At 33.1% G+C, this 25,884-nt stretch carries 26 protein-coding genes; 19 read left to right on the top strand and 7 right to left on the bottom strand.

The window, feature by feature from the left end; translation table 11 throughout:
- Positions 1 to 43 precede the first annotated feature (43 nt).
- On the bottom strand, positions 44 to 364 hold the full coding sequence (locus tag IRZ80_RS10175) for a hypothetical protein (RefSeq protein WP_194641455.1): 321 nt from the start codon (positions 362 to 364) through the stop codon (positions 44 to 46).
- A gap of 147 nt (positions 365 to 511) precedes the next feature.
- Between IRZ80_RS10175 and IRZ80_RS10170 the strand changes: the two genes are divergently transcribed.
- From IRZ80_RS10170 to hflX, 16 genes are all read left to right on the top strand, one after another.
- Entirely contained in the window at positions 512 to 955 is a 444-nt protein-coding gene (locus IRZ80_RS10170) for a GNAT family N-acetyltransferase (RefSeq protein ID WP_194641459.1), read from the top strand.
- Positions 956 to 1,087: 132 nt separating this feature from the next.
- Positions 1,088 to 1,762, top strand: a complete 675-nt coding sequence (locus IRZ80_RS10165; protein WP_194641454.1) for a hypothetical protein — start codon at positions 1,088 to 1,090, stop codon at positions 1,760 to 1,762.
- Positions 1,763 to 1,765: 3 nt separating this feature from the next.
- Positions 1,766 to 2,887 (top strand): hypothetical protein, encoded by a 1,122-nt coding sequence (locus IRZ80_RS10160; protein ID WP_194641453.1) that lies wholly within the window; start codon positions 1,766 to 1,768, stop codon positions 2,885 to 2,887.
- Between the two features lie 26 nt (positions 2,888 to 2,913).
- Positions 2,914 to 4,728 carry an OmpA family protein gene (locus IRZ80_RS10155; RefSeq protein WP_194641452.1) on the top strand — a complete coding sequence of 605 codons (1,815 nt, stop codon included), beginning with the start codon at positions 2,914 to 2,916 and terminating at the stop codon, positions 4,726 to 4,728.
- A gap of 75 nt (positions 4,729 to 4,803) precedes the next feature.
- Positions 4,804 to 5,574 (top strand): ABC transporter permease, encoded by a 771-nt coding sequence (locus IRZ80_RS10150; protein WP_194641451.1) that lies wholly within the window; start codon positions 4,804 to 4,806, stop codon positions 5,572 to 5,574.
- Between the two features lie 6 nt (positions 5,575 to 5,580).
- Positions 5,581 to 6,411 carry an ATP-binding cassette domain-containing protein gene (locus IRZ80_RS10145; protein ID WP_194641450.1) on the top strand — a complete coding sequence of 277 codons (831 nt, stop codon included), beginning with the start codon at positions 5,581 to 5,583 and terminating at the stop codon, positions 6,409 to 6,411.
- 72 nt (positions 6,412 to 6,483) lie between these two features.
- Positions 6,484 to 7,914 (top strand): AAA family ATPase, encoded by a 1,431-nt coding sequence (locus IRZ80_RS10140; RefSeq protein ID WP_228520863.1) that lies wholly within the window; start codon positions 6,484 to 6,486, stop codon positions 7,912 to 7,914.
- Positions 7,915 to 8,045: 131 nt separating this feature from the next.
- Complete coding sequence (locus tag IRZ80_RS10135) at positions 8,046 to 9,515, top strand: lipopolysaccharide biosynthesis protein (RefSeq protein ID WP_194641449.1); 1,470 nt, start codon at positions 8,046 to 8,048, stop codon at positions 9,513 to 9,515.
- A 54-nt stretch (positions 9,516 to 9,569) separates the two neighbouring features.
- Positions 9,570 to 10,004 (top strand): dUTP diphosphatase, encoded by a 435-nt coding sequence (dut, locus tag IRZ80_RS10130; RefSeq protein WP_194641448.1) that lies wholly within the window; start codon positions 9,570 to 9,572, stop codon positions 10,002 to 10,004.
- 80 nt (positions 10,005 to 10,084) lie between these two features.
- Complete coding sequence (locus IRZ80_RS10125) at positions 10,085 to 11,095, top strand: sugar phosphate nucleotidyltransferase (RefSeq protein WP_194641447.1); 1,011 nt, start codon at positions 10,085 to 10,087, stop codon at positions 11,093 to 11,095.
- 155 nt (positions 11,096 to 11,250) lie between these two features.
- Positions 11,251 to 12,603: a tetratricopeptide repeat protein gene (locus IRZ80_RS10120; protein ID WP_194641446.1), complete on the top strand. Its 1,353-nt coding sequence runs from the start codon at positions 11,251 to 11,253 to the stop codon at positions 12,601 to 12,603.
- On the top strand, positions 12,603 to 13,406 hold the full coding sequence (locus tag IRZ80_RS10115) for a DUF4292 domain-containing protein (protein WP_194641445.1): 804 nt from the start codon (positions 12,603 to 12,605) through the stop codon (positions 13,404 to 13,406). Before IRZ80_RS10120 ends, IRZ80_RS10115 begins: the two co-directional genes overlap by 1 nt.
- Positions 13,407 to 13,431: 25 nt before the next feature.
- On the top strand, positions 13,432 to 14,664 hold the full coding sequence (locus IRZ80_RS10110) for a murein hydrolase activator EnvC family protein (RefSeq protein ID WP_194641444.1): 1,233 nt from the start codon (positions 13,432 to 13,434) through the stop codon (positions 14,662 to 14,664).
- Between the two features lie 104 nt (positions 14,665 to 14,768).
- Positions 14,769 to 16,232, top strand: a complete 1,464-nt coding sequence (locus IRZ80_RS10105; protein WP_194641443.1) for a murein hydrolase activator EnvC family protein — start codon at positions 14,769 to 14,771, stop codon at positions 16,230 to 16,232.
- A gap of 77 nt (positions 16,233 to 16,309) precedes the next feature.
- A complete protein-coding gene (locus tag IRZ80_RS10100; RefSeq protein ID WP_194641442.1) occupies positions 16,310 to 17,074 on the top strand; it encodes a Bax inhibitor-1/YccA family protein in 765 nt (254 codons plus the stop codon).
- Between the two features lie 351 nt (positions 17,075 to 17,425).
- Positions 17,426 to 18,667, top strand: coding sequence for a GTPase HflX (gene hflX / locus IRZ80_RS10095; protein WP_194641441.1), 1,242 nt, complete (start codon positions 17,426 to 17,428; stop codon positions 18,665 to 18,667).
- 70 nt (positions 18,668 to 18,737) lie between these two features.
- Here the strand turns inward: hflX and IRZ80_RS10090 are convergent, their stop codons facing one another.
- From IRZ80_RS10090 to IRZ80_RS10065, 6 genes are all read right to left on the bottom strand, one after another.
- Positions 18,738 to 19,247 carry a DUF2480 family protein gene (locus IRZ80_RS10090; RefSeq protein WP_194641440.1) on the bottom strand — a complete coding sequence of 170 codons (510 nt, stop codon included), beginning with the start codon at positions 19,245 to 19,247 and terminating at the stop codon, positions 18,738 to 18,740.
- A gap of 77 nt (positions 19,248 to 19,324) precedes the next feature.
- The gene (locus IRZ80_RS10085) at positions 19,325 to 19,648 is read right to left on the bottom strand and encodes an SUF system Fe-S cluster assembly protein (protein WP_194641439.1); all 324 of its coding nucleotides are present in this window, start codon (positions 19,646 to 19,648) and stop codon (positions 19,325 to 19,327) included.
- 87 nt (positions 19,649 to 19,735) lie between these two features.
- The gene (locus IRZ80_RS10080) at positions 19,736 to 20,149 is read right to left on the bottom strand and encodes a GxxExxY protein (RefSeq protein ID WP_194641438.1); all 414 of its coding nucleotides are present in this window, start codon (positions 20,147 to 20,149) and stop codon (positions 19,736 to 19,738) included.
- Between the two features lie 39 nt (positions 20,150 to 20,188).
- Entirely contained in the window at positions 20,189 to 20,611 is a 423-nt protein-coding gene (locus IRZ80_RS10075) for a SufE family protein (protein ID WP_194641437.1), read from the bottom strand.
- Positions 20,608 to 21,039 (bottom strand): hypothetical protein, encoded by a 432-nt coding sequence (locus IRZ80_RS10070; RefSeq protein ID WP_194641436.1) that lies wholly within the window; start codon positions 21,037 to 21,039, stop codon positions 20,608 to 20,610. Before IRZ80_RS10070 ends, IRZ80_RS10075 begins: the two co-directional genes overlap by 4 nt.
- A gap of 12 nt (positions 21,040 to 21,051) precedes the next feature.
- Positions 21,052 to 22,266, bottom strand: a complete 1,215-nt coding sequence (locus IRZ80_RS10065) for an aminotransferase class V-fold PLP-dependent enzyme (protein WP_194641435.1) — start codon at positions 22,264 to 22,266, stop codon at positions 21,052 to 21,054.
- A 186-nt stretch (positions 22,267 to 22,452) separates the two neighbouring features.
- Between IRZ80_RS10065 and IRZ80_RS10060 the strand changes: the two genes are divergently transcribed.
- From IRZ80_RS10060 to IRZ80_RS10050, 3 genes are read left to right on the top strand one after another with little or no spacing between them, the layout of a single operon-like run.
- Entirely contained in the window at positions 22,453 to 23,799 is a 1,347-nt protein-coding gene (locus tag IRZ80_RS10060; RefSeq protein WP_194641434.1) for a serine hydrolase domain-containing protein, read from the top strand.
- A gap of 44 nt (positions 23,800 to 23,843) precedes the next feature.
- The gene (locus IRZ80_RS10055; RefSeq protein ID WP_194641433.1) at positions 23,844 to 24,362 is read left to right on the top strand and encodes an ATP-binding protein; all 519 of its coding nucleotides are present in this window, start codon (positions 23,844 to 23,846) and stop codon (positions 24,360 to 24,362) included.
- Complete coding sequence (locus IRZ80_RS10050) at positions 24,362 to 25,882, top strand: PIN domain-containing protein (RefSeq protein WP_228520862.1); 1,521 nt, start codon at positions 24,362 to 24,364, stop codon at positions 25,880 to 25,882. Before IRZ80_RS10055 ends, IRZ80_RS10050 begins: the two co-directional genes overlap by 1 nt.
- Positions 25,883 to 25,884 lie beyond the last annotated feature (2 nt).

Here is a 25,884-nt window from a genome sequence, read left to right as displayed (position 1 = left end):
TAAACATTCTTTTTTACAAATGATTTTCGCGACAACCTTTTTGTTAACACAAAGTAATCATACTTCCATCCAATATCATTGGACGCAAGTGGTGTCCTCCAAAAATTTCTCTAGTTTCTCTATCAGTAATTGTTTTTAAAGAATAAACAAACACTAAATCAAAAGGTTTTTCATAATAAAAACATTCTTTTTTCTTGCAATATTTTATGTGTGCATCCATTTCTTTAATTTGTTCTATTAAATTATAGAGATGACTTCGGCTTAAATTCATTTGTTGAGCAAAATCTCTAGGGTTTCCTGTTTTTTCTGTCTGAATTAAAGAGTGCATTTTTTTGATTCGTTCAATTTGGGTTATAAAATTCATTGCAGTTTATAATTTCAATTTGAATAAGTTTTTGTTTACAAATGTGATAAAGTTGTATGGAAGTTGCAATACCCATTTTTAGTGATATTTCAATTAATTTTATAATCGTTCATTTTTGAATTATTTTTACCAAATATTTTAAATTCTATTAAATTGAAACTCTTAGAACTCACCGCCGTTACTGAAATGCTAGATCAAATTGGGACAATGCAACATTTGTATCCTATGCTTACTTTGGAAAAATATGAGGCCTATCTGCAAGAAATGGTTCCGCATAACTATAAACAAGTGGCAGTTTTTGATGCTGAAGTTTGTGTCGGTCTATCTGGTTTTTGGACAGCAGTCAAACTTTGGACGGGGAAGTATATAGAAATAGACAACTTTATTGTCCATTCTGATTATAGATCCAAAGGAATTGGTAAGATGATGACCGATTATATTGATGCTAAAGCCAAAGCCGAAGGCTGTAACGCTATTGTTTTGGATGCTTTCACAGGTAATTTTACCGCCCATCGTTTTTATTATAATCAAGGGTATGAGCCAAGAGGCTTTCATTTTGTAAAAATGTTAAACGAAGAGGGATTGACATAGTATAAATACATTTTGTTTATTGAAAAAGTTTATATTTATATTCTATATTTTAGTAACTTTTTAACAAGGTTAGCGTATAATAGTAGAAATTGTTTTACAACCTCTATAAACTAAGATTAAATAATACACAAAATGGCAAAAGAAAGTTTTAATTGGAAAAGTCTTTTTATTAATGAAGAAACTGAATCACCATCAGAAACAAATAAACCGCAGACACCAATAACTCCCCAACCTAGCGAGGTTACTAAATTTCCAAATCACGCTACTCAGCCAATATCCTATGAATCAGCTGCTAATCCTTTTTTAAAAGAAATTCTGGAAGTTTATGAAAAAGGTTTTGAATCTTTGAATGCTTCTGGTTTTGATTTTTTTGAATTGTATAAATCTGTTGTAGCTGTTGGGATTTCTAATCCTCAGAGTTATCAGATGGCTTTCACGATGGGTAAAACCATTCAGGCTGATTTGAGCAAACAGTCTCTTCTTGATAAAGCCAATTTTTATGTTACCGAAATTGAAAAAGTATATACTAAATACGATACTATTGGTAAAACGAAAAAAACGGATTTAGAAAATAATCTGACCAAAGAAAAATACAATCTTTCCAAAAGTATAGAAGAATTAAATACGAAGATTCTTCAGCTTCAGAATGAATTGGAAACCAAGAAAGCAGAATTTCAAAAAATGGATTCCAATAATATAGAACAGTTTTCGGAGATAAAACTAAAGATGGAAGCTAACGATTTGGCCAAACATAAAATCATCGATTCAATCAACACAGTAGTAACAGGAATTAATCAATATTTATAATTAATGGACAAATTTGAACAAGAAAAAAGTACTCTATTATCACTTCCAATATTAAAACATTTTGACGAGTCAAAAGGAGAAATAGCCTTAAAATCTGGAACCTTAAAAAAAGGCGAGCAGACTCTTTTTTGGGGTTTGGCTTTGGGTTTATTAGGTATTGGAGGATATTTAACCTGGACATATATCATTCCGCCTCTTTTTACAATGCTGGGTCAGGCAATTGCTTTGTCGGCAACCGGAGTTTTTTTGGTTTTTTTAGTAATGATGTTTCCTGTTATTATGAAAGGATTGAGATTTGCTACCAAAAATCTTCATAAAGCTTTAATTCAAAGCAACCCTTTTAATGAATTGGAAGAGCAGAAACAAAAAATGGTAAAAAACCGTGAAGTTTTTAAGAATACCAAAGCCAAGCTGAAAGGTCTTAAAAATGAAATGGAAATTGAAGCCAGTAAATCTGAAAAAGAGGCCAAATCTTTTCAGGAAGATGTTTTAAGCTTAAAACGCCAATGCGAAAAGCTGAAATCGGCAATGGATGAAATGGTTAGACTGAACGGAGCTGGCGCCAAAGATACTGATGAATATGTTGCTCTTCAAAGTGAGTTAGCCAAAAAGTTAAGTGATTCACAAAGGATTTCTACTCAATATGAGCAAAGCAAAAATTTCATTCAAAAGTATGGTGTTCGTGCCAATGTTTTAGGAAAAATGGACAGAAAACTGACGTTGGCAGGAACAGCAATTGATATAAAAATTGCCGATTTTGACGCAACAGTTACAATGCTTCAAAAAGAATATGAGTTTGCCAGAAATGCCAAAGAAGCTACAGAAAGTGCCAAAAGCGCAATGATGTTCACCAAAGATTGGGAACTGGAATATGCCCTTGAGGTTGTAACTTCAACAATTGCACAGGATATAGCCAGAACTTCCGAAAACCTAATCGATATTGATTCTCTTACTTCTAAATATTCTGTAGATAATGATGAGCTGTATTCCAGATTAGATTCATTGGCAGATGAAATTAAAACTGGAGACAACACCATTCCTGATTCAACGAAATATTCGAGTCCAAATTATAAACTGACCAAAGAAGACAAAATGTCTAGTGGCGGTTTTGGAGATATTTTTTAATAAATAATTTAAATTTTAAAAATAAAATGGGAAAAATTTTAAGAACGGAAAAGCTAACCACTTTTTCTGAATTATTGATTGTTATTATTGCAATAGGAGGAATTTTAGGAGCGGTATATTATATTTCTCCAGGAATCAAAACAGCTATTTCAAAACAATTGAACGGAATGGAATTGAATGGCACTGATGTAAATAATGTTACCAATGCCGAAAAAATTGCACTTCCTACTACTGATATATCTTCTGAAGTAAGCAGTAAACCTTTAGTAAGAATTGGAGGATATGCCTGGAATGCTCAGTCAGGAATTATCGTTGCTAATGGTGGACCAAAAACAACAAAGGGTTCTTTGATGGAAAAAAATGGAGTTAATCTTGAAATTGTACGTCAGGACTGGCTTTCGGAATTGCGTAATATGCAGATGAAATTCATCGAAGAATTTGATAAGGGAGAAGCTTTTCCTTCATCTGACAAGAGTGTTTTTGCAGTTATGATTATGGGCGACGGAGCACCATTTTATATTAGTTCTGTTCAAAAATCATTAGACGAAAAATATGGAAAAGATAAATTCCACTTGCAGGTTATGGGTGTAATTGGTATGAGTTATGGTGAGGATAAATTAATCGGACCGCCAAATTGGAAATCTGATCCAAAATCTATGAAAGGATCTGTTATTTCGGCTGTTCTTGGAGATGGTGACTGGGTTACGACCGTAAATTATTGTTTTGCAAACGGATTAAAAGTAAATCCTGATCCAACAACGTATGATGCTGAAGCAGTAAATATTTATCCTTCTGAAAATGATGATTACATCAAATCTGCAGAGGAATTGATTAAATCCCAAACAACAGGCTGGACTGTTACTTTGAAAGAAGTGGTAAATGGAAAATTAACCGGAAAATCGGTTAATAGAAAAATTGATGGCTGTGCTACCTGGACGCCTGGAGATAAAACGGTTTTTGATAAACTTTCTGGTTTTGTTGATATCGTTTCTACGAAAGAATTTAATAATCAAATGCCAACAGCACTTATTGGTGTGAAAGAATGGGCGGTAAAAAATCCTGATATTGTTTCCAATATTTTGAAATCGGCTTTGACAGCTTCAAATCAAATGAAAAATTATGAAGACTGGAAAGTAAGAGCTTCTCAGGCAGTTAGCGATACTTATAAAATGGAAACTCCAGAATATTGGTACAAAATGTTTAAAGGGCAACAGGGAACAAAAGCTGGATTGACCTATAATATGGGAGGTTCAAAGGTGTTTAATTATGCTGATGCAATGCAGTATTTTGGAATGTCAGACGGTGTAAACAGATATAAATCAGTTTATAATCAAGTTTCTGGATATTTAACTGAATTGAATCCGTTTGGATTTAATGAAAATGTAGGAGCAGTTGTTCCTTATGATCAGGCTGTAAATTTATTTTTCCTTAAAAACATCAACGACATCGAATCAACTTCTGCAGATAAAGCAGATTATTCTACACAAGCTACGGAGGTTATGGCTTCAGGAGAATGGAAAATCAATTTTAGTTCAGGAAGTGCTTCTGTTCAAAGCAGTTCGAATAAAGATTTAGAGAAAATTTATAATCTTTTGGTTCAGGCTGAGAATAGCAAATTGACGGTTGTTGGACATACAGATAATGTTGGAAACAGCGAATCTAATTTAGCTTTATCAAAAAGCAGAGCGCAGGCTGTTGTTGATTATCTGAAACAAAAAGGTATTCCGGAAAACCGTTTCCAGCTGATTGACGGTAAAGGTCAAAATGAGCCGGTTGCTGACAACGGTACAGAATCTGGTAAATCGAAAAACCGTAGAGTTGTAATTACGTTCTTGAAATAAACTTTTTATATAATAGCAAAGACACAGGAAATCCGTTAATGGAAAACTGTGTCTTTGTTTTTTAAAATATTTTTTATGATAAAAATTTTTACCCCTTTTGAAAAATTATCAAAAAGCCACAAAACGCTCATTTTATTAGGCTGGCTATTTCTTTTAATAGTGATTTGGTTTGTTGGAACTTCAGGGACAAAACACCTTTTCCCTTCTCCAGGCCAGGTTTTAACCGGTTTTACGGATTTGTATAATGAAGGCTTGGTTGTCCACATTTTTAATTCTTTGCAATTGTGTTTTATCTCAATTTTTTTGGCTACAATAATTTCGTTATTATTTGCTTATACATGGCCAATACCGGCTTTAAAATCTGTTTCTGAATTTGTGACTAAATTCCGTTTTTTGCCTTTTACTGGTCTGTCATTTTATATCACAATGGTAATCCATGAAGCGAGAACAATGCAGGTTTGGATTCTAGTTGTTTTCTTGACAACTTTCTTGACAACCTCTTTAATTGCTGTTATCAAAGACATTCCTCAAGAAGAATTTGACCATGCAAAAACTTTAAAATGCAGTCGATTAGAAGTGCTGTGGCAGGTTATTATTTTAGGAAGACTAGATTATGTTATTGATGTTATCAGACAAAATCTGGCGATTACATGGATGATGCTTGTTACAGTTGAATCCATAGTTGTTGCATCAGGCGGATTGGGATTTTTAATAAAAAACTCCGATAAATTCATGAATACCGGGCGTATAATAGCACTGCAGATTATTATTTTACTAATAGGCTTAGCACTTGATGCGGGTATAAATTTTTTAAGAAAAACAATATTCAGATATTCAAAAATATAAATTCAAATGAAACACGAATATAAAGAAACACTTTTATATGTAGAAAATCTTAGTGTTGCCTATGATGACACTGTAATTATAAAAGATATAAACCTTACCGAAAAAGATGTTATTCGCGAAGGAGTTGACTGTACAGGACAGGTAATTGCATTTGTGGGAAGATCTGGAAGAGGAAAATCTACTTTTTTTAAAGCTTTAACAGGATTAGTCCCTTGTACAGACGGGAAAATATTGATACGTGATTTTGAAAATCCTGAACCAAATGCTGCTAAGCTTGTTAAAGAAGGTGATATTGGTTTTGTAGATCAAAAATATACTTTGTTCAGACATAAAACAGTTCATCAGGCGCTTAAATTTTCATTGAGAAAAACAACACTTTCGGAAACTGAAAAAGAGAGTAAAATAAAAGAATATTTGAAAGTATGGGGACTGGAAAACTGTGCCGATAAATATCCAAATGAACTTTCGGGAGGGCAGAGACAAAGAACAGCAATTATTGAACAGTTGTTTTCTTCGGATAATTTTATTGTTTTGGATGAACCTTTCTCAGGTTTAGATGTTGGAAATATTGAAGAAGTGAAAAAATCATTTGCTTTGCTTTGCAAAACCTCCGATTATAATACGGTAATATTTTCTACCCATGATATTGAGCTGGCTTTGGAACTAGCACAATCAATTTATGTAATCGGGAATCCCACAATCAATGGGAAAAAAGAAAAATATGGAACTATTGTTGCAAAGTATGACCTTAGGGATATTGGACTGGCTTGGACGGAATTTGGAGAAGACCATAGAAAACTAAGTAAAGAGATTGTCCATCAAATGATGATTTCGTAATAGAGTAGATTTTTAAAAATGTAATTTGGTCTGTTGCCAAAAGATTTTAGAAATAGAAATAAAGATAAAACAATGGCATTAACCGCTTCATTTATTCAAGAATTAAGAGTAGAGACTTCTAGAATCCTTGCCATTTGTTCATCATTAAATAAAGAAAATTTATTTGTTCAAAAAATAAATCAGCTTGCAGTTCCTAATAATTCGAATGGACTGCTGATAAAAACAGAACATTTTTTCCTCTCAGATTGTATAGAAATGTACAATCTGTGTTTAGGAAAAGAAAATGATAAGGCCAGATTTACATTGGCCTATTATTATGATGCTTTGCGGAATGCAAGTTTTGCCGATGAAAAAGAGGTTAAATTTTTAAACTCATTAGTAGGTTCTGAAAATTTTAAAAAGCATATTTCAAAAATCAGAAGTGAAAACAGTCTGCTTTGGTCAAAGCCGAGTGATAAAAAATATTTCATTCCGAGTGTTTTATTGGAAATTAATAATCCTGACTGCGAAAGAATTTTAGAGAAATATCAAAACTTTCTGCAGTATTCTTATGAAGTTAAGTTTAAAAACCGAGAAGATTTCGGAGTATTTATTGGATTAGAAACAAAGAATAAAAAAAATGAAAATTCGGATGTAACTTTTGTTTCAGAGAACGATTCTTTAGAAATTGTGCTTAAGGAATTAGATCAATTAGTGGGATTGGAGGAAGTAAAAAAAGATGTTTATGAACTGATAAACCTTTTGAAAATTCAAAAAAAGCGTTCTTCCGAAGGATTAAAAAACATTGAGGTTACTTTGCACACTGTTTTTTTGGGCCCACCGGGGACAGGAAAAACATCAGTAGCCAGACTTTTGAGCAGGATATTTAAGCATTTGGGATTTTTATCAAAAGGACAGATGTATGAAACCGACAGAGAAGGAATGATTGCGGGCTATGTGGGACAAACCGCTTCCAAAGTGGATAAAGTGGTGGAAGAAAGTCTGGGAGGAGTATTGTTTATTGATGAAGCTTACGCTTTAACTCAGAATGCTTTAGGAAATGATTATGGTTCTGAAGCGGTGAATACACTGTTGAAAAGAATGGAAGATCATCGCGCAGATCTGGCAGTTGTTGTGGCAGGATATACAGAACCAATGAAAGAGTTTGTGGAATCCAATCCAGGATTGCGGTCTCGTTTCAACCGTTTTTTTAGATTTGACCATTTTACACCTGAACAGTTATTTTTAATCTTTGAGAATTTTTGCAAAAACTCTGATTTTATAATAGATGCAGATGCTAAAGAAAAATTGACCGATACCTTTGAATTACTATATTCTAAGAAAGATGAAAATTTTGGAAATGCCAGAGTTGTCCGCAATTTATTTGAAAAATGTGTCCAAAATCAAGCCAATCGAATAGTGAATTTGTCATTGCTTAATCAGGAAGTATTAAAAACTTTTACAGAAATAGATGTGCCAGAACCTAAAGAAACTCAAAACCAAGTCAGTTTTTTCCAAGGTTAGTTTTGATTTTGTATTGATACTGAACGAGCTGAAGATACATTTCAAAACCAAATTATTCAACTGCAAAACACAAAAAATAATCAAAGAATTGGTTATTTTTGTTTTTATAATAATTTAACATACAATTCATTTTGGGATTATATAAAAAGCTTTTTCAGCAAACAGCCATATATGGACTTGCAACAGTAATACCAAGAATGTTCAGTTTCTTACTGGTACCGCTTTATACTGGATTATTGCCTCAAGCAGAGTACGGAAAAGTTTCTATTATATTTGCTTGGATGATTTTTTTCAATGTCATTTTGGCTTATGGTATGGAAACGGCTTTCTTTAGATTTTATAACTCTGAGAAAAATAAAGACAGCGTTGTTGAAACTACGATTATATCGATTTTTTGGTCTACCATTCTTTTTATTTTTGTTGCCTTACTATTTCGAAATTCATTGGCTCATTGGTCTGGTGTAGACACACAATATATTACTTATTCAATTTGGATTTTAGCTTTAGACGCCTTAGTGATAGTACCGTTCTCTAAGTTACGTGCTAATCAAAGACCTAAGTTTTATGCGATAATAAAAATTGGAAACGTACTAGTCAATCTTATTTTCAATTTATTTTTCTTGTTGTATCTGCCAAGTATATCGGTATCTAAGCCAGATAGTTTTTTAAGCTCTGTTTATATCGAAAATTTTCAAATCGGCTATATTTTCCTTGCAAATATTATTGCCAGCTTTCTGACTTTTGTGGTACTTTTTCCAGATTATTTTACCATAAAATGGAAATTTGATTTTGATCTGTGGAAGAGAATGATGCGTTACGGATTACCCATAATGATTGCAGGAATTGCTTTTGCAATCAATGAGCAGTTTGATAAAATCCTTTTAGGTAAATTATTGCCAGCCAATATTGCTGCAGAAGAAGTTGGAGTATATTCGGCTTGTTATAAACTGGGACTTTTTATGGTATTGTACAGAACTGCTTATACTTTAGGAATCGAACCTTTCTTTTTTAGTCATGCTTCCAATGAAAATGCACAGCAGACGTATGCAACGGTTACCAAATATTTCGTGATTTTTGGTTCTTTTATTTTATTGTCGGTAATCGTATTTGCTGACCTTTTAAAACAAGTTATGATCCCAAATCCCTCCTATTGGGAAGCTATGAAAGTAGTTCCATTAATCATTTTGGCAAATTTTTTCTTGGGGATTTACACGAATCTTTCAGTTTGGTACAAGCTTATTGACAAAACCTTTGTTGGGGCTTATATTTCTATTGTTGGTGCCGTCGTTACATTAGTTTTGAATTATGTGCTGATTCCAAAATATAGTTATTATGGTTCGGCTATTGCAACTCTTGCGGCATACGGAAGCATGATGTTCATTTCCTATTATTTCGGGAACAAATATTATCCAATTCCATACGACAAGAAAAAAATAGGCGGTTATCTATCATTATCAATTGGTTTTTCATGCATCTCTTTTTATGGATTTAATCAAAATTATTACATAGGAGTTTTACTTTTGGCGGTGTTTATGGGTTTTATTTATTACAATGAAAAAGAAACACTTTTGCGAATTTTAAAACGGCCGGTTAAAAATTAGGAGTAATCAGGACTAAGACTTTTACAGACGATACAATTTATATTTAAAAAAATAATGACAATAAACATCATCAACAAATCACAGCATGCATTGCCAAATTATGAAACCATAGCTTCAGCAGGAATGGATTTGAGAGCGAATATAACCGAAGCCATAACATTGCAGCCACTAGAAAGAGCTATTGTAAAAACAGGTCTTTTTATAGAATTGCCGATAGGCTACGAAGCTCAGGTGAGACCAAGAAGCGGACTTGCTGCCAAAAACGGAATTACAGTTCTCAATGCACCCGGAACTGTAGATGCCGATTACAGAGGCGAAATAGGAGTAATTTTAGTAAATTTATCCAATGATGCTTTTGTTATTCAAAATGGAGAACGTATAGCACAGCTCATCATTGCCAAACACGAACGTGCCGAATGGATAGAAGTTGAGGAATTATCCGAGACATCAAGAGGTGCAGGAGGGTTTGGAAGTACAGGAGTAAAATAATTTAATAATTTAGCGATTAAAAGATTGAAAGATTTTTCTAATTTTTCAATCTTTTAATTTTTCAATCTTTTAATAAAAACATGAAAATAATTGTCCCAATGGCTGGACGCGGTTCACGCCTTCGCCCACATACGTTAACTATACCAAAACCATTAATTCCAGTTGCAGGAAAACCTATTGTTCATAGATTAGTCGAAGACATTGCCGGAGTTTTAAATCAGCCGATAGAAGAAATAGCATTCGTTATTCACGAAAGTTTTGGAAAAAAAGTTGAAGATGATTTAATTGCGATTGCTGAAAAATTAGGAGCAAAAGGAACTATTTATTATCAGAATGAAGCTCTTGGAACCGGCCATGCAATTATGTGTGCCAAAGATTCTTTGAGCGGACCAGCAGTTATTGCTTATGCAGATACTTTAATCCGTGCCGATTTTGATCTGGACACAACAGCTGACAGTGTTATCTGGGTAAAACAAGTAGATAAACCTGAAGCTTTTGGTGTGGTAAATTTAAATGAAGCTAACGAAATAATCGAACTGGTTGAAAAACCAAAAGAATTCGTATCGGATCTTGCTGTTATCGGAATTTATTATTTCAAAGATGTTGCCGTTTTAAAAAATGAACTGCAGTCAGTGCTGGATAACAATATTATTCATGGAGGCGAATATCAGATTAATGACGGAATTAAACAAATGATGGCTAAGGGAATGAAATTCGTTCCTGGTGAAGTGGATGAATGGATGGACTGCGGTAACAAAGATGTTACGGTTGAAACCAATTCCAGAATGCTTGGTTTCCTTCATAACGACGGAATTAATCTGGTGGCTCAAAATGTCAAATTAGAAAATTCAACTATAATTCCTCCTTGTTATATTGGAGAAAATGTAATTTTAATCAATACAACTGTCGGGCCAAACGTTTCATTAGGAAATAGCTGTCATGTACAAAACAGTACAATAAAAGACAGTTTGGTGCAGACACATTCACATATTAAAAATGCAGTTTTAGACAATGCAATGATTGGGAATCATGCCAGTTTTGATGGAAATTTTACCAGTATAAGCATTGGCGATTACTCAGTTTTAGAATAATTTTAAAAGAAATATTTAAAAATAACGAAGCAGCATTATTTAAGTTTTTATTATGCTGCTTTGTTATTTTTTTATTTTATTTTGCAGGAGTGTCTGTTCTGAAATAAAGCGTGTAAATTTGACGATAGTATTTTGTTTCCCAAGACTTCTTTTCAATGAAAAAAAAATGGACTTTCATATTCGCTTTTTCTGTTTTGCTTTGCAATGCTTTTTCGGTATTGGCACAAACAGAACCAGAGGAAATTAAAGTAGATGGAGACAAATTTCAAGATTTTTTTTACGAATCCATTTTTCAGAAAAGCATTGAAAACTACGATAAATCATTAGCAGCATTAGATCAATGCCTAAAATTGAAACCCAATAATGCTACGATTTATTTTGAAATGGGGAAGAATTATCTGGCTTCCAAAGATTACAAAAATGCCTATTCCTCATTTGAACATGCTGCGCAGATTGATCCTAACAATAAATGGTTTTGGGTTGGATTATATGACGTATGTTATGAGACCAAAGATTTTAATCAGGCTATAAATATTGTCAGTAAAATAATTCCTTTTGATGAAGAATATAAAGAAGACTTGGTTTCGCTTTATATGGTAACCAAGCAATTTGATAAAGCTTTGGCCGGAATTAACGAATTGAATGAGAAAGTTGGAAAAACCGAAAGAAGGGAAATGTATAAAATGGAAATTTTATCGGCAGGTAAATTTCAAAATGCAGAGGTTACTAATTTAAAAGATCTTATTGATAAAAATCCAAAAGAAGAATCCAATTATATTGCTTTGATTTTTTTGTATTCTAGTAATAATGAAGATGACAAAGCAGAGGAAGTTGCAAAAAAATTAGAAAAAGAAATACCGGAATCTGTTTGGGCGCAAATAAGTTTGTTTAAAAACTATATTGAAAAAAATGATGGTTCCAGTGCTGTAAAATCAATGAATGCAGTTTTGGCAAGTCCTAAAGTTGATCCAAAAATAAAACATAGAATTCTGAATGAATTTTTGCTTTTTGCCAATGCCAATCCGCAGTTTACAGCTGATTTGGACAAAGCCATTGGTTATTTCAAAAATGATAAAGAAATAAATGCAGCCAAAGAAATTGGTAAATTTTATCACAATAAAAAACAATGGGACAAGGCTATTAAGTATTATGAAATGTCTGAAAAAAATAATTCAGAAATCGATTTGGATACCAGTCTGCTTTGGCTTCAAGCCAGTACAGAACTCAAACAGTTTGAATCCTTAGTAAAAAAAGCTATGACGATGATTGAAACTTATCCGGCGGAACCCCAGTTTTATTACTATGCGGGTCTGGCTAATAATCAGCTGCAGCTTTTTAAAAAAGCCAAGGATATTCTTGAAATGGGAATTGATTATGTTGTTGACAATAAAGATTTAGAAATTAATTTCAATATCCAGCTTGGTGAAGCCTATAACGGATTAGGCGATACAGCAAAAAAAGAATTATATTTTAATAAAGCCAATCAATTATTAAAGGAAAAAAAATAATGAATCGATTTCTTGTAAGACTACTTTTTGTTTGTATAATCTGTGTAAGCAGCTCATCTTTGTTGGTCTCATGTAAAGCTAAAGGAAAAGTTGCGGAAGCCAGTAAAAAAGAGGATTCCAAAGAATTGTCTGCAGAGCGGATCGTGAAAAATCATTATGCTAATAAAATTGATTTCAAAACACTGTATATAAAATCCAGCGTTAAATATGAAGACGAAAAACAAAGTCAAAATTTATCGGCAGAAATTAAAATAAAAAAAGACGAACAAATTTTGGTAAGTATTCGTTTTCTGGGAATCACAATGGCCAAGGCATTAATAACACCAGCTTCTGTAAGTTATTATGAGAAATTAAACGGTACTTATTTTGAAGGGGATTTTAGCACCTTAAGCAAATGGCTGGGTACAGATTTGGATTATAATAAAGTGCAGAATATGCTGATTGGGCAAACTCTTGATGATTTAACTAAAGGAAAGTATCAGGATTCATTAATTGATCAGTCTTATCGATTAGAAGATCTTGCAGATAGCAATACAAAAAAATATTTCTTTTTTGACAAGGATTTATTTTTATTAAATAAACAGGAGATTTCTCAAACTTCGGAAAACAGAAATATTGAAATTTTGTATTCGAATTATAAAAAATATAATGAAAATCAATTACCAGCCGATATTGGCATAAATGCTGTACAGGAAAAAGGTAAAACAAGCATTGATTTGGAATACAATAATATAACCATAAACGAAGAACTTAATTTTCCATATAGTGTGCCAAGTGGTTATAAAAGAATTTTAATTAAGTAAATTTGAACCAATATATAATTGTAAAATGCAAAAATTTCTCTTAGGACTATTTTTTTTATGCACAACCTCATTGATTTGGGGTCAGGAGTCGCAGCAGGAAAAATTAGAAAAGCGTAAAGCCGAAATTCAGCAAGAAATTTTGGATAATGAAAAGCTGTTGAAATCGGTAAAGAATAAAGAAAGATCTGCCGTTAATGTAATTATTTTACAAAGCAATAAAATTAAACTCAAAGAAAAACTGATTCGTACTACAGAGAAACAAACAAAGATTCTCGGAAATGATATGTACATTAATCAGTTAAAAATGAACAAGCTGAACAGAGAATTAGTTGTTCTCAAGGAAGATTATGCTAAGATGATAGTCAAATCATACAAAAGTCGATCCGAACAAAGCCGCGCTATGTTTTTATTATCTTCGGAAAATTTTCTGCAGGCCTATAAAAGAGCCCAGTACATGAAACAATATACTGGATTTAGAAAAATGCAGGGAGAAGAAATTAAATCCAAAACAAACGAACTTTTGGGTTTTAATGAAAAACTGAATATTCAAAAAATTGCCAAGAAGAAATTATTAGCAGAAAATAATAAAGAGAAACAGTCTCTTGAAAAAGAAAAAAGAGAACAATTAAAGCTGGTGAATTCAATCAAAAAAGACAAGAAAAAAATCACCGCTGATATCAAAAGAAAACAAACCGAATCCAGAGCGATTGACCGTCAGATTGATCGTTTAATTCGTGAAGCAATCGCAGAGGCTAACAGAAAGGCAGCAAGTGAAAACCCAAATGCTTCAGCAGGAGCATACACATCGTCCAGAATAGTATTAACAGCCGAAGCTAAAATATTGGCAGACAATTTTAGAGCAAATAAAGGAAAACTGCCTTGGCCTGTAGAGAAAGGTTTTGTTTCTCTGGGGTATGGAGAACAGCCACATCCTGTTTATCCAAGCCTTGTGATTCATAACAGCGGAGTGGAAATTACAACAGAACAGGGAGCAAATGCCAGAGCGGTCTTTGGCGGAGAAGTAAGCAGTGTAATCGTTTTATCTCCGGTAAATAAAGCAGTAATGATACAGCATGGAGATTGTTTTACAGTTTATCAAAATTTGAGTTCTGTTTATGTAACCAAAGGTGAAAAAGTAAATATCAAACAAAATTTGGGAAAAATAAGAACAAACGGAGATGGAAGAACAATTTTGAAATTTACAATTTCACAAAATACAACTTATAACAATCCTGCAAGCTGGCTTTATAATATGTAGGCTTTCTGCAAAAAATAATGACAGCACTATTTTATTTACAAAAATGAAATAGTGCTGTTTTTTAATAAAATCATTCATTAAATTTGCATTATATATAATTTACGATGCCAAAATATTTTTTAAGCTTTATTTTTCTAATAACATCGGCTGTAATTTGGAGCCAGGACAATCAGCAAAAAAAATTAGAAGAGCGTAAAGTTAAAATTCAAGAAGAGATCCGCGAAAACGAGACCAAACTTCAAACGGTAAAGAAGAAAGAAAAAACAGCTGCTAAGGCCATCGTTTTGCAAAGCAATAAAATCAAGCTTAAAGAAGAATTAATTGCAACTACCGAAAAACAAAAAACACTTCTTAGAAATTCAATTTCTGTAAATCAAGCCCAAATAAATAAACTGGAAAAAGAACTCGAATTACTCAAAGCAGATTATGCTAAGATGATTGTTCAATCCTATAAAAGCCGTTCCGAAGAGAGCCGGGCAATGTTTTTATTATCTTCGGAGAGTTTTCTGCAGGCCTATAAAAGGGCGCAGTATATGAAACAATATGCAAATTATAGGAGAATTCAGGGACAGGAAATAAAGTCTAAATCATATGCTTTGTATACTTTTAATGCAAAATTAGATCTTCAAAAAAGTGCCAAAGAACAGCTGATTGCCGAGAATGATAAAGAAAGACTGTCTTTAGAAAAAGAAAAACAAGAACAGGAAAAACTGGTTGAGTCCTTAAAAAATGACAAAAAGAAAATTATTGCCGACATTAAGAAAAAGCAGCTAGAGTCTAAGGCAATTGACAGAAAAATAGATAAGTTAATCCGGGAAGCAATCGCTGAGGCAAACAGAAAGGCCGCCATTGCAAAAGCAGCGAGAGAAAAAGCTGCACTTGAAAAAGCCAAAGCCGAAGCAGCCGCTAAAGCCATTGCATTGGAAAAAGCCAAAGCATTGGAAAAGAAAAAAGAAATCGAAAAAGCTAATGCATTGGCAGCAGCCAAAGCCAAAGCCGAAGCAAAACCAAAACCAAAACCAATTCCGATTCCGAAGGAAGTTGAAAAAGCCATTGCAAAGGAAATACCAGTTGTTGCCAAAGAAGCACCTGTTGAACCAGCCGCAGCTGTTTCATCTACCAAAATAGATATGTCGCCTAAGGACAAAGTGGATTCAGATAATTTTAAAGCCAATAAAGGAAAATTGCCCTGGCCGGTCGAAAGAGGATTTATTTCTTTGGGATATGGCGATCAATTTCATCCGGTGTATAAAGAACTTAAAATCCACAACAGCGGATTGGAATTTACTACGGATTCGGGAGCTAGTGCCAGAGCTGTTTTTTCTGGAGTCGTAACGAGAATTAACGTTATTTCGCCCGTAAATAAATTGGTAATATTACAGCATGGTGACTTTTTTACTATTTATCAAAATTTGAGTTCGGTGAAAGTAAGTTTGGGTGATAATGTGAGCATAAAACAAAGTTTGGGAAAAATAAAGACTAATGGTGATGGTAAAACAATATTAAAATTTGTGATAACCCAAAACATGACGTACACTAATCCGAAACTTTGGCTGGCACCTAAATAGCAGAAAAAAATTAATAAAAAATTAAATCATCATCTCAGAATTATAATTTATATTTGGTAAAATTTAAACTAGAAAACATGAATTCGAACAATCCTTTTTTAAATAATAAAACATTTTCAACTGCTGTTTCCAGAAGAACGGATTCTTTTAACGCAGTCACTATTGAAGAAAATCAGGACATGACTTTGTCTGGAACTATCAATAGAAGTTTAATCCTTTTTTTGTTATTGATTGCATCAGCAACTGTAATTTGGTGGGCCACTTCTAATGAATTACTAAATCCAGCAGTTCCAATAATTGGCGGTGCCATCGTAGGATTGATTTTAGTTCTGACAGCATCTTTCAAACCAGAATATTCACCTTATTTAGCTCCCGGCTACGCTCTTTTCGAAGGATTGTTTATAGGAGGGATATCTGTTATTTTCGAAGCAATGTATCCTGGAATTGTCACTCAGGCAGTAGGGGCAACTTTTGTTACTTTTGCCGTTTGCCTTGGATTGTACAAATATAAAATTGTAAAAGTAACGGAGCAGTTCAAATCTGTAGTAATTGCTGCTACATTAGCAATTGCAACCTATTATTTAGTTTCCTGGCTGTTTTCTTTATTTACAAGTTTTGTACCTGTACATTATGGAAATTCTATGATGAGTATTGGTATCAGTGTATTTGTGATAGTAATCGCTGCGTTAAATTTGTTTTTAGATTTTGACAGAATTGAAAAAGGAGTTGAACAAAGAATGCCAAAATATATGGAATGGTACGGCGCTATGGGATTGATGATAACGCTAGTTTGGCTATATATCGAGTTCTTGAGATTGCTTTCTAAATTGAATAAAAAATAATAACAGCATTATTTTATAAAATGATACCCTTCCAATGCGAAGGGTATTTTTTTGCATTCAAAAGTTTTTTTGGAGCAGAAATATAGGGCATTTTCAGCCGGAATTGGTCCCGATTTCCGTTATAATCTTGCGTGCCGAACCCCGGCACACAAGGATTTTCACTGCAAACGAAGTTCACTGAACTCCTATAAAAATAAAAGTATAGTGAAGTAATCGGGGCTAAAGAGAGAGATTTTGCATTTTTGCAATGATGCCAAAAAAAGATAAGTATCCATCACAAGTTATTATTTTGTAAAGCTATAAAAGGATTGTAGCAGTCAAATCATTAAATTTGCAGTCTTATTTAAAGACATGCTAGAAAAAGAAACAATAAATTTCGAAAAAACAGCCATAGTTGGTATTGTAACCCAAAATCAAAGCGAAGAAAAACTCAATGAATATCTTGATGAATTAGAGTTTTTGACGTTTACCGCTGGAGGAGAAGTAGTGAAACGTTTTACGCAAAAAATGGAGCGTCCCAATCCTAAAACTTTTGTAGGGACAGGAAAATTAGAGGAAATATGTCTTTTTGTAAAAGAGAATGATATTTCGACTTTGATATTTGACGATGAGTTATCACCTTCGCAGCAAAAGAATATTTCCAAAATTATAGATTGCAAAATATTAGACAGAACCAATTTAATCCTCGATATTTTTGCTCAAAGAGCCGAAACCTCTTATGCTAGAACTCAAGTAGAATTGGCACAATGCCAATATTTACTGCCAAGACTTTCCGGTATGTGGACGCACTTGGAACGACAAAAAGGAGGTATCGGAATGCGTGGTCCTGGTGAAACCGAGATCGAGACCGACAGACGTATCGTTCGTGACCGTATAGCATTATTGAGAGAAAAAATTAAAACCATTGATAAGCAGATGGGAGTGCAGCGAAGCAACCGCGGAGCAATGGTGCGTGTTGCTTTAGTAGGTTATACCAACGTTGGAAAATCGACTTTGATGAATGCCATTGGTAAGAGCGATGTATTTGTCGAAAACAAACTTTTTGCAACACTGGATACAACTGTTCGAAAAGTAGTGATTAAGAACCTGCCTTTCCTGCTTTCTGATACAGTTGGGTTCATAAGAAAACTGCCAACCCAATTGGTTGATTCTTTCAAAAGTACCTTGGACGAAGTTCGCGAAGCCGATTTGTTATTGCATATCGTCGATATTTCACATCCCGAATTTGAAGACCATATCGAGTCGGTAAATCAAACTTTGCTGGATATCAAAGCACATGATAAACCAACGATTATGGTTTTCAATAAAATTGATGCCTACAAACATTTGACAATTGACGAAGATGATTTAATGACAGAGAAAACCCCAAGACATTTCACATTGGAAGAGTGGAAACAAACTTGGATGCACCGTTTGGGAGAGCAGAATGCTTTGTTTATTTCGGCAACACAAAAAGAAAATTTTGAAGATTTTAGAGAACGTGTATATGAAGCCGTTCGGCAAATACACATTACCCGTTTTCCATACAACAAATTTTTATATCCGGATTATAAAGATGCAGTGGAGAAAGAAGAGAAAGAAAATGATGAATAAACAAAAAGACCTTTTAGCAAAAAATTGTTAAAAGGTCTTTTCATTTTGTTTAAAGCAGTTTCAAAAAATGTTATTTTTTTGCCGATTTGTACAATGGCACCGCCGAGCAGGCTTCTCCATACATAATACTTCTGGCGTAGGGCTGCAGGTATTGCGCTGCCAAAACATAAGCTCTCATAGGAACAGGTTTTCTGGAACAGCCCTTTATAATAACAGGTTTATCTTTATAAACAGAATAATCAATTTTAGAAAGCAATTCATCGTACAAAGCCGAGTCTAAATCTTCTGTATAACCATTCACAATTTTTTTAGCATAAGGAGCCAGATGCATCGTAACTAAAATGATTGCCCATTGCGGAATAATCGCATCCGTTCCACAGGAAACGGCAACATACTGGTCTTGGTATTTGGACCAATCCTGATTATTAAGCTGTTCTCTAAAGTCTTTTTCCTTTAACAAAAAACCATCAATAAGCCATTGTGAAATATCGATCTGCACACGGTTTCCTGCCGGATAATAGTCTTCAAGATCGAAAACTTCCAGTACACTGTTTGCTACTTTATTGATTATTTCTTCCATAATTATTTCGAAAGTCTTAAGTCAAAAGTCGTAAAGTTAAATTTTTAGACTTTAAGACTTTTGACTTTATGACTAATTTAAAGCATTCCCAATTCTAATTTTGCTTCTTCGCTCATCAGATCTTTACTCCAAGGCGGATCAAAAGTGATTTCTACTTCGGCATCTTTTATATGCTCGATTGATTTTATTTTTTCCTCAACTTCTCTTGGTAGACTCTCCGCTACAGGACAGTTTGGGGAAGTAAGCGTCATTAATATTTTTACTTCATAATCAGTATTGACCATTACGTCATAAATCAATCCCAATTCGTAAATATCTACTGGAATCTCTGGGTCGTAAATAGTTTTTAATTTTTTTACGATTGATTCTCCTAATTCTTCGGTGTTTATTTCTTCTGTCATAATTTTTTGTTTTGTTTAAACCATATAAGTCATATGAGTTTTTTTTATTAATTTTTTTAGACCAAGATAAGGTCATTTAAATTTTTTCTAATCTTCAAGCATTCTATAATATTCATTTACTAAAGTTTTTTGGCCTTCGTAGTAAATGTTTTTCACATTAAAATTAATTAATAAACCCATTGGGATTTTTAACAAGTTCATATAAGTAAGTAATTGTGCTTCAAAAATAGGATTTATTTCTGTTACCGATTTTAATTCTACTACAAGAGTGTTTTCTATAACTAAATCGCATCGGAGCTTAGATTCTAATTCATGTCCCTTATAAACTAGTGGAATTTGAAGTTCAGAAGAAAAACTTATTTTTCTTAATTCCAATTCTTTTTTAAGGCATTGATGATAAATGTTTTCTAAAAGACCAGCTCCTAAATTTTTATGAACTTCAATCGCTGCGCCATTTACCTGATACACTAAATCTTTTAGAGAACTTCGAGTTATAATCATATTTTTATTAAATTAACTTATATGACTTATATGTTAAAATTATTCTTTTTTAGCATCAAATGCCAAAGCATACATTTTAATATTTTTTATCATCGAAACCAATCCATTGGCGCGTGTTGGCGAAAGATGTTCTTTCAAACCTATTTCATCAATGAAATCGGTATCGGCGTTTAATATGTCAATTGCTTTTTGGTTTGAAAAAGCGCGAATCAAAATTGCGATTATTCCTTTGGTCAAAATAGCATCGCTGTCGGCAGTAAAGACAATTTTGTCCTCTTTTTGCTCACCTTGAAGCCAAACTTTGGATTGACACCCTTTAATCAGATTTTCGTCTGTTTTTAATTCCTCCTTAATTAACGGAAGATTCTTTCCCAATTCAATGATGTATTCATAGCGCTGCATCCAGTCATCAAACATTGAAAATTCATCTATGATATCGTTTTGTATTTCTTTTATTGTCATTCTTCTTTTTTTGAAAAGGATAGTATTGTATTTACTAAGTTCTTTATTTTTTCGGGAGGAAAACCATTGTCGAAAGTCTGGCTTTCATATGTTTTTCCTTTGTATGTCACCTTTAAATTTGCCATTGCTGCGCCGTCATGAAATCGTTTCTGAGTGGGCGCTTTCAAATTTGGAATTTCTTCCAGATTCACCTTTTGAAATTCATTTATCAAAGTATTCCATTGTGTTTCTGTCAGAGAATTTGAAACTGGTTTTCCGTCTCTTGTTTTCGTCACGGAAACTGTTTTGTTTTCCACAGTAATGTTATTATACAAACCTCTTGAATTGGCCGTGTATTCGACTTTGGCGGAAGCCAAATCTACATTTTTTTGACCCTGACAGTTGTTACCAAGGATTATTGTCAAAAACAAGAGTGTTATAAATTTCATAATTTTCTAAATTTATGACAGCATCATTTGCGCTTTTTTCACAGCTTCGACTAATGCGTCGATTTCTTCTTTGGTATTGTAAAAAGAAAACGAAGCTCTTATCGTTCCTGGAATACAAAAGAAATTCATAATGGGCTGGGCGCAATGGTGACCGGTTCTTACGGCAATACCCAATTTGTCAATTATCGTTCCAATATCGTACGGATGAATACCATCAATATTAAACGAAATTACCGAAGTTTTGTTTTCTGAAGTACCATAAATTCTAATATCATCAATTTCTGATAATCGTTTTGTGGCATATTCCAGCAATTCCAATTCCTGCTTTTGAATGTTTTCAAAACCAATTTCATTCATATAATCAATAGCAGTTCCTAGAACGATTCCGCCTGCAATATGAGGAGTTCCTGCTTCAAACTTATGAGGCAGATCGGCATAGGTTGTTTTTTCGAAAGTCACCTCTTTGATCATTTCACCACCGCCTTGATAAGGAGGTAATTTATTCAGCCAAACTTCTTTTCCGTATAAAATTCCTGTTCCCGTTGGACCACACATTTTATGTCCCGAAAAAGCATAGAAATCACAATCTAAAGCCTGAACATCTGGTTTTAAATGCGGAACTGCCTGAGCTCCATCAATTAAAACAGCTGAACCAACTTCGTGTGCTTTGTCAATTATATACTTGATGGGATTGATGATTCCCAACGCATTCGAAATATGATTTACGGTAACGATCTTGGTTTTTGGCGAAAGTAATTTATCGTATTCGGCTATTATCAATTCGCCGTTTTCATCCATCGGAATTACTTTGAGCGTCGCTCCGGTTTTTTCACAGAGCATCTGCCAAGGCACAATATTGCTGTGATGTTCCAATGAAGAAACTATAACTTCATCACCCGGTTTTAGAATTGAAGCAAATCCATTGGCGACCAAGTTGATGCCAAAAGTAGTTCCCGAAGTGAAAAGCACTTCGTGGGCATATTTGGCATTAATATGATTTTTCACTTTTCCGCGTGAAATTTCATAAGCATCGGTTGCCAATTGGCTCAATGTATGAACGCCTCTATGAATGTTGGCATTTATTTCCTGATAATACTTTGCAATCGCATCGATAACCACCTGCGGTTTTTGCGAAGTGGCTCCGTTATCGAAATATACTAGTGGTTTTCCATTTACTTTCTGAGAAAGAATAGGAAAGTCGGCTCTTATTTTTTGAATATCTAACATGCGTTTATTTAGATTTTTTCTAAATACAAAAGTAACACAATTGATTTAGTTTTCTAGGAACAATAAGGAATAATTGTGAAATCGCTTCGGAAGAAAATATTGTTATTGATGAAAAATCGAACAGAATGTATCAGTCTTTATTTTTGTGTTCCTTTTTTTATTAAATTAGGATAAATATCTCCAGTTATGAAAAAATATTTAAAAATAATCATCTCTTTGGTTCTTTTGTTTTTGATTTATTTTGGCATTACAACTTACCGTAGGCTGGAATTAATTTCAGGATTTTCGGGCAAAAGCGTTGCAAGCTGTCATTTCATAGCCAATCGGTCACTGGAAAACATCGAGAAAAGTGATAATGATTTTGACGTTATCCGTTGGGCTTCCAATGAAATAAATGAATCAGAAACAACTGCTGAGGCTACTGTTTTTGGATTAAAAAAGCGGAAAGCAATTTTTAGAAATGGTTTAGGAGCTACATTAATTGATGATAATTTTGATATTACCAAGCCGTACGAAATTCCCAAAAGAGCGAAATCTAAAAATAATCTTCCTTTTCCGTATGGAGATGCAGAACCCAAAGACACGATTTTTGTCAATGTGGATTATGCCAAATTGAATCAGGCTGTCGCCAATGCCTTTGATGCCGATGAAGAAGTTGCTAAAAGAACTCGTTCCGTTCTGGTAATCTATAAAGACAAAATTATTGCCGAAAAATATGCTGTTGGGTTTAATAAAAACAGTATTCTTTTAGGTTGGTCAATGACAAAGAGTATTACGGGAACACTTTTTGGAATACTTCAAAAACAGGGTCGGTTTGATATTTACAAACCGGCTCCAATTCCTGAATGGCAAAATGACAATAGAAAGAACATTACAACCAATGATTTACTCCACATGAATTCGGGTTTGGAATGGGATGAGCATTATGACAGAATCTGTGATGCTACAGAAATGCTTTTTCACGATGAAGATATGTCGCGCTCACAATTGTTGAAACCGGCCGTTTTTAAACCCAATACGCATTGGAATTATTCTTCGGGAACTACGAATCTGCTGTCGGGAATTTTGCGGAAACAGTTCAAAACGCATCAGGAATATCTAGATTTTTGGTATTCAGCATTGATTGACAAAATCGGAATGCATTCGATGGTGATTGAAACCGATATGGCCGGTAATTATGTGGGTTCGTCCTATGCGTGGGCGACGACGCGAGATTGGTCTAAGTTGGGTTTGCTTTATTTGCACAAAGGCAATTGGAACGGCGAACAATTATTTAATGCCAGTTGGGCAAAGTATGTTTCGACTCCTACAAACACTTCAAAAGGTAAATACGGAGCGCACTTTTGGCTCAACGCCGATGGATTTTATCCAGATGCTCCAAGAGATATGTATTCCTGTAATGGTTTTAACGGGCAAAAGGTATTTATTATTCCGTCACGCGATTTGGTAATTGTGAGATTAGGATTGACAGGTGATGCCAAGTTTGATTTTAATGGATTGTTAAAGAGGATTGTGGGGAGTGTGAAGATGTAATTGTAATATTTTTCATTATATTGGCTGTAAAATTTTGGTGAAGCATGGATTTTAATAAAAATGTAATTTTTGTTGGAGGAATACACGGTGTCGGGAAAGGAACTATTTGTAATGAAATAGTATTAAAAACAGATTTAATACATCTAACTGCAAGTCAAATATTAAAATGGGAAGAAATTAGTGAGAGTGATAATAAACTCGTAAAAGATATTACTTCCACCCAAAACAGATTAATAATAGGTCTAAAAAAATTAATCAAAAAAGACAAAAAATATCTTCTAGATGGTCATTTCTGTTTACTAAATTCAAATGAGATTCCACATAGAATTGATGAAGAAACATTTGATTATATCAATCCAAAAATTATTGTAATCGTTATTGATGATGTTGAAAAAATTGCTAAAAGGCTAGAAGCAAGAGATAACAAAATTTACAATGTAAATATTTTGAATGATTTACAGAAAATGGAGATAGATTATGCTAGATATCTTTCAAATAAATACTCAATTCCTTACATCGAAATAAAAAACGGAAATTATAATGAATTAATGGAAATTATTTAATGATGAAAATTTTACTCGATACCAATATCATTATTCATAGAGAAGCAAACAAAATATATAAGCCCGAAATTGGCCAGCTTTTCAAGTGGATTGATAATCTTAAACATTCAAAATATATTCATCCTTTAACGGTTGAAGAATTAGAAAGATATAAAGATCCGAATGCTCTTGATACAATGAGTATTAAAATTAAGAGTTACAATTTACTTAAACATCAAGCTCCATTAGGTGAAGAGATTCTTAAAGTCAGCAAAAATATTGACAATCAAGATAATGATATAAATGATACTCAAATCTTAAATGAAGTCTATGAAGGCAGAGTCGATATTTTAATTTCCGAGGATAAAAAGATACACACCAAAGCAAAGCTTTTAGGAATAGAAGATAAAGTTTTTAAAATTCAAAATTTCTTAGAAAAGGTAATTTCTGAAAATCCAGAGCTTGTTGATTATAAAGTATTAGCGGTTAAAAAAGTAGATTTTGCAGAAGTTAATATCAAGGATGAATTTTTTGATAGTTTTAGACTTGATTATTATGAATTCAATAATTGGTTTAATAGTAAATCCGAAGAACCATGTTATGTATGTTATAGTGATGGCAATTTGACAGCTTTTCTTTTTGTTAAAATCGAAAATGAAAAGGAGAATTATTCTAATATAAATCCTGTTTTTGAACCTAAAAAAAGATTAAAAATAGGAACTTTAAAAGTTACTGGCAATGGTTATAAAATTGGAGAAAGATTTTTAAAAACAATTTTTGATAATGCTATACAATTTAAAGTTAAAGAAATTTATGTAACTCTTTTTACAAAAAGACCAGAACAAGAACAGCTAATTGAAATGCTTGAAGAATGGGGATTTTTTTATCATGGATTAAAAACAACAAAAAATGGAGATGAAAAGGTTTATGTAAGATCTTTTAATAGAGAAACACCAATTAATTTAGAAAATCCAAAACTTACATTTCCTTTTTTATCTAGAAAAACTGATAAATACATAATTAAAATTGAACCACAATATCATACAGAGCTTTTTCCAGATAGTATAAATACTAGGGAAGATATTAGAAAATATACAGAAAATGAACCTCATAGGAATAGAATAAGTAAAGTATATATTTCACATTCTCAAGATAGAAATCTAAAATCGGGAGATTTATTGATTGTATATCGTATGGGGGAAACAACACCAAAAAAATATTCTAGTACTATCACAACAATTTGCATTGTTGAAAATGTTCAAAACAATTTCAAATTTTTTGAAGATTTTTTTAATGCTTGTAATAGACGAACTATGATTTCAAGAGAGGACTTAAAAACAAATTGGTGGGATAAATATCCAAATAATAGACCTTTTGTTATTAATTTCTTGTATGCTCATTCTTTACCAACACCTAAGCCAACTTTAGATGATCTTAATAGATTAGGCATTATTCCTGATATATTGAATATGCCAAGAGGATTTATTAAAATAACGAATGAACAGTTTAATGTTTTGATTAAATTTGCTTATAAATTATAACA

This window comes from Flavobacterium sp. HJJ (genome assembly GCF_015351475.1).
Classification (GTDB): domain Bacteria; phylum Bacteroidota; class Bacteroidia; order Flavobacteriales; family Flavobacteriaceae; genus Flavobacterium; species Flavobacterium marginilacus.
The sequence above is the reverse complement of the archived record's forward strand: the minus strand, read 5'-3'. Positions and strand labels throughout refer to the sequence as shown.